The following is a 7,300-nucleotide window of genomic DNA, read 5'->3' as shown; positions in this document are numbered from 1 at the left end:
TCTGGCTTTTCGCTCATCTGACTACATTACCAGATTTTTCGGCTCTCAATCAACTATTTTTTACCTGAATCCTTACGCTGGAACAAACAAAAAGGCGTGGTCGTAGATTAAGTATTATCGGACTTCTCCAACCGGGAATTAGTTTTGTTTACGGTTTAGTAATTGGGGGTGTTGATCGAAAAGCTTATATCAAAATGATGGAGCGAGAAGCCCAGGAAGCTGCTGAGATTGGACGACCGAGAGTGATCGTACAAGACAACGGCCCAATACACCGATGCCAAGAAGTCCAACAGTTATGGCACAAGTGGGAAAAGCAAGGTTTATACATCTTTTTTTTGCCCAAGTATTGTTCGGAAATGAACCCCATTGAATTAGAGTGGCAACACATTAAAAAAGATGAATTAGCGGGACGAATGTTTGATGATGAGTTAGAGCTCGCCTATGCCGTAATTCATGGAGTAGAAGTTAGAGGACAAAGGGGAAACTACACTACACAACGCCTTAAGTTTAACTCCAATTATGCTGCTTAATGTTTTGTTACATAAATATGTTTTTTCCCGCCTACCTACTTACTTCCTGTGTTTCTATTTTTATTGGTTTGCCACTGAATTCCTGTTGACCACAGCATCTAAACACTTGTGGCCGTAATATCTCCTCTCTATCTACTCGGTCAAACCCTTTTGTGGTTTTTCCCGGATGTCCTGGTTGCCCTCCTGGTTTCCGTTTTGGTGTTTGCCTCTTGGATGGTTGATCTTCTGGTTTCTTCTCTGCTTTTTTGAGGAGGTCGGCCGATGGAGGTTTTGATGATATTGTACTTTCTAAATCTATGCTGACTTTTAGTTCCTGTATTTTTTTTTCTAGTTCTACTACTCTCGATTTTAATTGCTCTATAGCCTTCGCCTCCTCCATAATTATCTCTACCAGTGGCGAGGGAGCCAACTGGTTCAATATTTCACTGTCTAGTTTGAGAGGCTGCTATTTTTTCCTAATTCTAATAATCTCCCTCCAGAATCATCTTTGTCAATACCCCCTGACATGAATCCTTATCTAATGACTAATGACTAATGACTAATGCTGGCGAGTGGCTCCCAACTTGTCACATCTTCAAATAAAGATTGATACCCCGCTGCATTGGGATGAAGCCCGTCTGCAATCAGACGCGATTGCCACCAATCACTGCCCCGATTTATCCATTTATCAAAAATATCTAAATAGGGAATTCCCCGCAACTCACAAGCTAATTTCGTTGCTTCTTTATACCGATATTGGTCAGCATGACTGTAATACAAACAATCTTGAAAAGGCATTTTACTTTCATCCACCGGCACCATCCCCACAAATATCACCGGACAAAGTTGTTGGGACAGGTTTAACAAATGATCCAAAACAGTTTTAAAATGTTCAAAATCAGTGTAGCTGCGCCCGGTAGGCGACTGCACTCTCGCCGAATCGTTGAGACCTACTGAAAGAATAATCGCATCCGGGACACGGTTTCTGAGCTCGCCACGGTGGCGAAACTCGTTTTCGAGTCGCTGGGAGACTTGATAGGTGCGATCGCCCCGAACGCCCAAATTGTATAAAACGTGTCCTGCACTCTCCGGTAACATCCACTGGCGTCGCAATCTTTCCACCCAGCCACCGCCTACACCGTCGCCAAAACCGTAGATTAAGCTGTCGCCGAAAGCAACCAATTTGAGGGGATGAGAATTTACCCGATGCAAGTTACCAAAGAAATAGGCTGTTGCTGCCTGCATAAGCAATGATACTCAGTTAATAAATTATGAATCTTGACATACTAAACTAGAATGTAACATTACCTAAAGTAGGGAGTCTCATGGTTAAGCGTCCAACTTTCGATTCAACTCAGCTAACCCGTCGGGCGGAAGAGTTGATTAACGGTGCATCCAACCGCTATCGGATTACGGTGCAGGTGGCGAACCGCGCAAAACGCCGTCGCTATGAAGATTTTGACAATATGGACGACCATCAAATGAAACCTGTAATGCGGGCGATATTTGAGATGTCGGACGAACTGACTCAGCCGGAAATTATCGGAGACATCTAGACTTCAGGAGTTTTGGGTTTTGAGTGGTGAATTGCCAGCAATTTTTGTCAACTCAAAACTCACAACTTTTTTAAACTAGACTTGGGCGCGCGGGACGAGAAACGCGGTTTATTCCTAGCTGCCTCGTTAAAAAACCTCTGATTGTTTTACTAATAAACCGGGTGGATGAGCGTAAATCCTAAAAGTATAAACTAGGACATCTCCTGGGGCTAAGTGTATGAAATTATTCTATTTTTCAAATTGTTGTCAAAACCGTGAATAGATTAAAGCAGGGCTTAAGTTTTCTGTTTGTTACTTTGAGTGTAGCGATTTTCACGCTTTTGAGTTGGGTCTTGGAATCCGGGGAACTGAGTATGTCGGCTTTGGAACCTTCGCTGCTGCGGAGTTCTGAGTCTGCCTCAGTGCAGCGGGTGGCTCAACAATCTGCGCCGCCGCAAGTTAGGGTGCAAGATGCGTGGAAATTGGTGTACGAAAAATTGCCGGATTTCCCGATCGAAAATAACTACATTTCTAAGGAAACAGGAAAAGTCGATCCTACCAATACTTTAGTCGGGCGGTTGATTCGATATCACGTATTTGTCAAAGGACGGCCGCCCAATTACCGCTTTGATTGGAAGTTGAGTTTAGCTGACTATTTGGGGGCAACTCCTGATTATTTGGTTGAAAGCGTTTATCCGGGAAAGGACGTTTTGCGCTCAAATCCAATGGAACAGGATCGTGCTGCTATTCAAAGGTTAAATAGAGAACAGCGAGATGCTTTGGTTCAAGCTTTGGTTGATGTTTTTACGGAGAATTCCGGGGGTGGGCGCACACCTGCGACGGGGGAAAAACCACAAGGGCGATCGAATTCCCCGGAAATACCGCAGCCGCAGCCGGGAGATGCGAAGTTGTTACTACCGTAATACTCAGGGATGCAGAAACCGGGTTTTTTACGGAAATACTGCATCCCGGCTTTTGAAAATGGTAAAAAACCCACTTTCTTTCGTATTTATTGGTAATATCAAATCTGTGAGTATCGAAATTATTCCTATCTCTCTTCTCGACCTCTGCGTGAATCCGCCTCAATCCATTGTCATCTGCGCTTGCTGAAATGATCTTTTTTTGACCGCAGATGAGGGCAGATAAACACAGATTAACGCAGATGAATTAGATGGATTCCGGTTGCACCATCGGGAATTGTTGACAGTTGACTGGATTTGACTATTCCGATGCAACCGGAATTAATATAAGTCCTACTAATCTAAAATCCAAAATCTAAGATCTAAAATCGCTTGATGGTGGAACGTGTAATTAAAACGGGTGTTGGGTGGCGTTTGGGATGGAACCCGGAGGCCGAGGAGTTTAAGGGTTTAGTGGCTGGCGACGGTTGGGCGATCGAACTCACAGAGGCTGAGTTAAACGATTTTTGCCGATTGTTGGAGCAATTAGCCGGCACAATGAGTCACATGGCCTCTGAGTTAATGGACGAGGAAAAAATAGCAATTGAAGCCGAAAGCGACTTGCTGTGGGTGCAGGTGGAAGGCTATCCCGAAGCTTACAGCGTGCAATTGATCTTGAATGCTGGCAGGAGGTGCGAGGGTTGTTGGCCGGCGGCTGTGGTTCCGAGTTTGGTGCAGGCTGCAAAAGTTTTTAAAGTTTTTTGACTTTTTCGGGAATTCTATGCTAAGCTGTTAAAGCTGTCGGGGCGTAGCGCAGCTTGGTAGCGCACTACTTTGGGGTAGTAGGGGTCGTGGGTTCAAATCCCGCCGCTCCGATAGATGGAATCCTTATACACTAAGGATTCCATTATTTTTGGTAGATAAATCGTTCCTTACCCATTCTCAATAAGGGGTGACAGAATATGTCATACTCTGACAAAAAGTGGGATAAATCTGCGATATGCCAAAAGGCTCCGTAAACATTGAAGTTTTCAAGGATCGGCTACGGTTGGCGTGGTCATAGCAAGGGTTAAACTAAGCGATTCCCTCACGAGAACCGCTCGTCTCCAAAACCGTGCTTGATAGTTTCCCATCACACGGCTCCTCATTAATAAGGCTCTTTTCATGAGTACCTCTCTTACCCGATTTGACGGGCTTAGGCTTGGCGCTATTACAGCCAGATTTGTTGCCGAGACTTCCATCGTTGGCTGTCTTTTCATCGTGGCAATGTCGGTGAAGTAGTTGTAGATTTTTGGGCGTTGCTGAATCAAGGTATGAATGCCCCAGGAATGGGAATATCGTCAAACTTCAAGTAATGTATTAATAACTTAATAGAATGCTTGAGCATTTCCTCACATTTAGAATAACAAAGAGTCTTACGATGTAGCCGAGCTTGCGTAATGTCTTAGTCTGGTATTTTCCCCTTCTACTCGGGTCATATAAGTCTTGCTAATAACTTGCTCACCATCAGGAATAAACATGGGATATACAGACCATCCATCAGTTACATAAAAATAGCATTTCCATGCACTTACTTGGTCCCATAATGGTTCAAATGTCTTAGCGCTATGATCCCCTAATACCCATCCTAAAATTCCTGGTTTAAAGTGGTCAACCGCCGTCGCTCGCCATATCTTATCTGTTTTTTTTTACATAAGTTTGTAATTCATCGAGCTCACCAACTTCTGGAATGACTTCAGGGTCATAAACATCTGGCAACTGTTTTCCGACTTGTTTTACCCAATTTATTACTGTGGTATGATGAACACCCTTAACTCGTTCTATCGCCCGTAAACCCATACCATTGACATACATTTTTAGGCAATCACGTTTGATGGCTTCGCTATAACCTCGCTGGGGCTCATACTCATTGATGAATTGACGACCACATTGGACACAAATGTGATTCTGTTTTCCTTTCTTCTTGCCGTTTTTACGGATATGGGTTGATTTACATTCTGGGCATTGCATAAATTATTCCTCCTATTCATACTCTAACTCAGCAACGCCCTAATACCTTGACCGATACCAACAGGTATGCCGTGAGGTAAGGGTGTGGGTTGATGTTCATAGGTACGTTCTTTGAGGGTAGGTGCATGGGGTCTTAACCATGCTGTATGATCGATCGCTAATACTGGACGTTCTACTTGTGACATCTGCTGGATGTATAGTTGCATCAATTGGTCAAGGGGCAAGTCTACAATCTTGCAGCGCTTCGTAGACGCTGGATCACTCACGCCGAAATAAAGGATGTAGGCTAAATTTCGTAAACATGAGACGTGGCGCGTCGTCATTATCGCGTCTGCTAGTTCAAAGGTGGCATATGCAGGCATTGCCGAGACATTCATAAGCAAGTTGACGAAATTCCCGTAATTGTTCAAACAGAGATGGCAGGTAGATTTGAGATTTTTTGCTGAATTCTCAATTTTCTACCCTTACACTGTCTTTTGAAACTATGGCAGACAGTTTTTTGTGAGGTTGTCAGCCGAAGAGAACGTCAACGGTCGTCGGCATCTATGCTAGTGGTTGAGCCTCGCCTCATACCTCTTCACCAGCGACCATTGCCGTTCTTAATTTGAAATCTAACCGCGCTTTAAGACGTGCTTAGTCTAAACTCCAATTTGTTAAAAATCCAGATTATTTACAGGTGGATTTTTTTGAGGGCTATCGCACCCGAATACTTCATTCTGTAGGTGAGAAATCAGTGGTGGGTTAGAGAGTAACATCGAAGCGCGATAGCCCCTAAATTTTTTAACTTGCTATCCTGAAATTGTTCTAAAAAATCAACCCCATAGATTCACTAACTTTTTGCAGAACATCAAGCTGACAGCGACAAGACAGGAGACTCCTGCCGAATCGGAATCTCAATAGTAAACTCTGTTCCCCCGCCTGGTGCAGAAATACACCCCAAGCTTCCCCGGTGTTTTTCCACTACAATTTGCCAGCTAATCGATAGCCCAATACCTGTGCCCTTACCGGGGGGTTTTGTCGTAAAAAACGGGTTAAATACGTGGCGACGAACTTCTTCCGAGATCCCTGGCCCATTGTCCACAATTCGGACAGCTACGTAATTGCTGCTTGTTATTTCTGTGCTAATCCGAATCACGCTAGGATTCGCTTTAATTTCTTCTAGCGATCTCTGCGTGTTCCACTCGTCAATAGCATCGATCGCATTTGCAAGTACATTCATAAATACCTGATTCATTTCTCCCCCATAACAGTCCACTTCAGGCAGGTTTGGGCAATAGTCCCGCACCACTTCAATCGAGGGGCGGTCTGACTTAAATTTTAGTCGGCTCTGTAAAATCATTAGCGTGCTGTCAATGCCTTCGTGAAGGTTGACCGATCTCATTTCATATCCTTCTTGCCGTGCGAAGAGGCGCAAAGATAAAACGATTTCGCGGATGCGATCGGCTCCTAAGTACATCGATTTGAACATTTTAGGCAAGTCGTCTTTGAGATAATTTAGCTCGCTTGCCACGATTTCTGCTTGTATATCTGGAGCCGGATTAGGATAGTGCTTTTCGTAGAGGTCAAGGATAGTGACCAAAGTTTTTGAATATTCCAGAGCATAGGAAAGATTTCCATAAATAAAATTAATTGGATTATTGATTTCATGGGCGACGCCAGCTACGAGTTGGCCTAGCCCGGACATTTTTTCGCTCTGAATGAGCTGGCTTTGCACCAGCTTGAGTTCGTGCAGGGAATTTTCGAGCTGTAGGGCTTTGTGTCGCTCTCGCGCTTCCGATGCTTGCAAAGCTGCTTGTGCAAGCTTGCGTTCAGCAGCCTCCTGCTTGAGGCGTTCATTCGTTTGGGAAAGTTCAGCGGTGCGCTCTTCTACTCGCCTCTCTAGCTCTTGTGTCAAAACTTGTAGGTCGGCTTGCGCTCGCTCGCGCTCGACAATTTGCGCCTGAAGCTTTTTAGTTAGATTTCGCAGATTCAGGTGCGTGATAGCCCGAGCTAAAACTTCTTCCTGTTGAAGGGGCTTAGTAATATAATCAACTCCCCCCACATTAAAGCCTTTGACTTTGCTTTCTGTATCGTCCAGCGCGGTCATAAAAATGACAGGGATATCTTTAGTTAAGTCATTAGCTTTTAGATGTTGACAGGTTTTAAATCCGTCCATTTCTGGCATCAGAACATCCAACAAAATTAAATCCGGCTGGCAATATTGCACTTTTTTGAGAGCGTTAGACCCACTGCGAGCTACCCAAACAGTGAAGCCAGATGTACTCAAAAAATCCAATACTGAACCCAGATTAGTGGGCGTATCATCCACAATTAAAATAGTTCCTCTGTCTAAAGATTCGCTAGTCAT

Annotated in this window: 7 protein-coding genes, 1 tRNA gene and 3 pseudogenes; 5 read left to right on the top strand and 6 right to left on the bottom strand. The window is 44.2% G+C overall.

Features of this window, described 5'->3' with window-relative positions; all coding sequences use genetic code 11:
• Positions 1 to 77 precede the first annotated feature (77 nt).
• Positions 78 to 530 (top strand): annotated as a pseudogene (locus QUA77_RS24550) (transposase); the annotation flags it as partial.
• 31 nt (positions 531 to 561) lie between these two features.
• Here the strand turns inward: QUA77_RS24550 and QUA77_RS24545 are convergent.
• Together QUA77_RS24545 and QUA77_RS24540 are read right to left on the bottom strand one after the other, a co-directional pair.
• On the bottom strand, positions 562 to 948 hold the full coding sequence (locus tag QUA77_RS24545) for a DUF6444 domain-containing protein (RefSeq protein WP_333453082.1): 387 nt from the start codon (positions 946 to 948) through the stop codon (positions 562 to 564).
• A gap of 113 nt (positions 949 to 1,061) precedes the next feature.
• The gene (locus tag QUA77_RS24540) at positions 1,062 to 1,754 is read right to left on the bottom strand and encodes a GDSL-type esterase/lipase family protein (protein ID WP_333036413.1); all 693 of its coding nucleotides are present in this window, start codon (positions 1,752 to 1,754) and stop codon (positions 1,062 to 1,064) included.
• 80 nt (positions 1,755 to 1,834) lie between these two features.
• Between QUA77_RS24540 and QUA77_RS24535 the strand changes: the two genes are divergently transcribed.
• The 4 genes from QUA77_RS24535 to QUA77_RS24520 all read left to right on the top strand — a co-directional run bounded on the left by QUA77_RS24535 (position 1,835) and on the right by QUA77_RS24520 (position 3,819).
• Entirely contained in the window at positions 1,835 to 2,065 is a 231-nt protein-coding gene (locus QUA77_RS24535) for a DNA-directed RNA polymerase subunit omega (protein ID WP_015175138.1), read from the top strand.
• 254 nt (positions 2,066 to 2,319) lie between these two features.
• Complete coding sequence (locus QUA77_RS24530) at positions 2,320 to 2,967, top strand: hypothetical protein (RefSeq protein ID WP_333453080.1); 648 nt, start codon at positions 2,320 to 2,322, stop codon at positions 2,965 to 2,967.
• A 372-nt stretch (positions 2,968 to 3,339) separates the two neighbouring features.
• Positions 3,340 to 3,708, top strand: a complete 369-nt coding sequence (locus tag QUA77_RS24525) for a DUF1818 family protein (RefSeq protein ID WP_333181685.1) — start codon at positions 3,340 to 3,342, stop codon at positions 3,706 to 3,708.
• A 37-nt stretch (positions 3,709 to 3,745) separates the two neighbouring features.
• Positions 3,746 to 3,819: transfer RNA gene (locus QUA77_RS24520), tRNA-Pro, on the top strand.
• Between the two features lie 198 nt (positions 3,820 to 4,017).
• On the opposite strand, the pseudogene QUA77_RS24515 reads toward QUA77_RS24520, so the two are convergent.
• The 4 genes and pseudogenes from QUA77_RS24515 to QUA77_RS24500 all read right to left on the bottom strand — a co-directional run.
• Positions 4,018 to 4,233 (bottom strand): annotated as a pseudogene (locus QUA77_RS24515) (group II intron reverse transcriptase/maturase); the annotation flags it as partial.
• 16 nt (positions 4,234 to 4,249) lie between these two features.
• A pseudogene (locus QUA77_RS24510) lies at positions 4,250 to 4,953 on the bottom strand (IS1 family transposase).
• Positions 4,954 to 4,976: 23 nt separating this feature from the next.
• Positions 4,977 to 5,330 carry a hypothetical protein gene (locus QUA77_RS24505; protein ID WP_333453078.1) on the bottom strand — a complete coding sequence of 118 codons (354 nt, stop codon included), beginning with the start codon at positions 5,328 to 5,330 and terminating at the stop codon, positions 4,977 to 4,979.
• A 470-nt stretch (positions 5,331 to 5,800) separates the two neighbouring features.
• Complete coding sequence (locus QUA77_RS24500; protein ID WP_333453077.1) at positions 5,801 to 7,300, bottom strand: response regulator; 1,500 nt, start codon at positions 7,298 to 7,300, stop codon at positions 5,801 to 5,803.

Source organism: Microcoleus sp. K5-D4 (genome assembly GCF_036704575.1).
Taxonomy (GTDB): domain Bacteria; phylum Cyanobacteriota; class Cyanobacteriia; order Cyanobacteriales; family Microcoleaceae; genus Microcoleus.
This window is presented reverse-complemented; position numbering and strand designations above follow the sequence as displayed.

Excerpts from the sequence above, each read along its gene's own strand:
- QUA77_RS24540 (WP_333036413.1), bottom strand. The coding sequence starts at position 1,754 with ATGCAGGCAGCAACAGCCTATTTCTTTGGTAACTTGCATCGGGTAAAT.
- QUA77_RS24535 (WP_015175138.1), top strand. The coding sequence starts at position 1,835 with ATGGTTAAGCGTCCAACTTTCGATTCAACTCAGCTAACCCGTCGGGCG.
- QUA77_RS24525 (WP_333181685.1), top strand. The coding sequence starts at position 3,340 with ATGGTGGAACGTGTAATTAAAACGGGTGTTGGGTGGCGTTTGGGATGG.
- QUA77_RS24505 (WP_333453078.1), bottom strand. The coding sequence starts at position 5,330 with ATGAATGTCTCGGCAATGCCTGCATATGCCACCTTTGAACTAGCAGAC.
- QUA77_RS24500 (WP_333453077.1), bottom strand. The coding sequence starts at position 7,300 with ATGACTAGCGAATCTTTAGACAGAGGAACTATTTTAATTGTGGATGAT.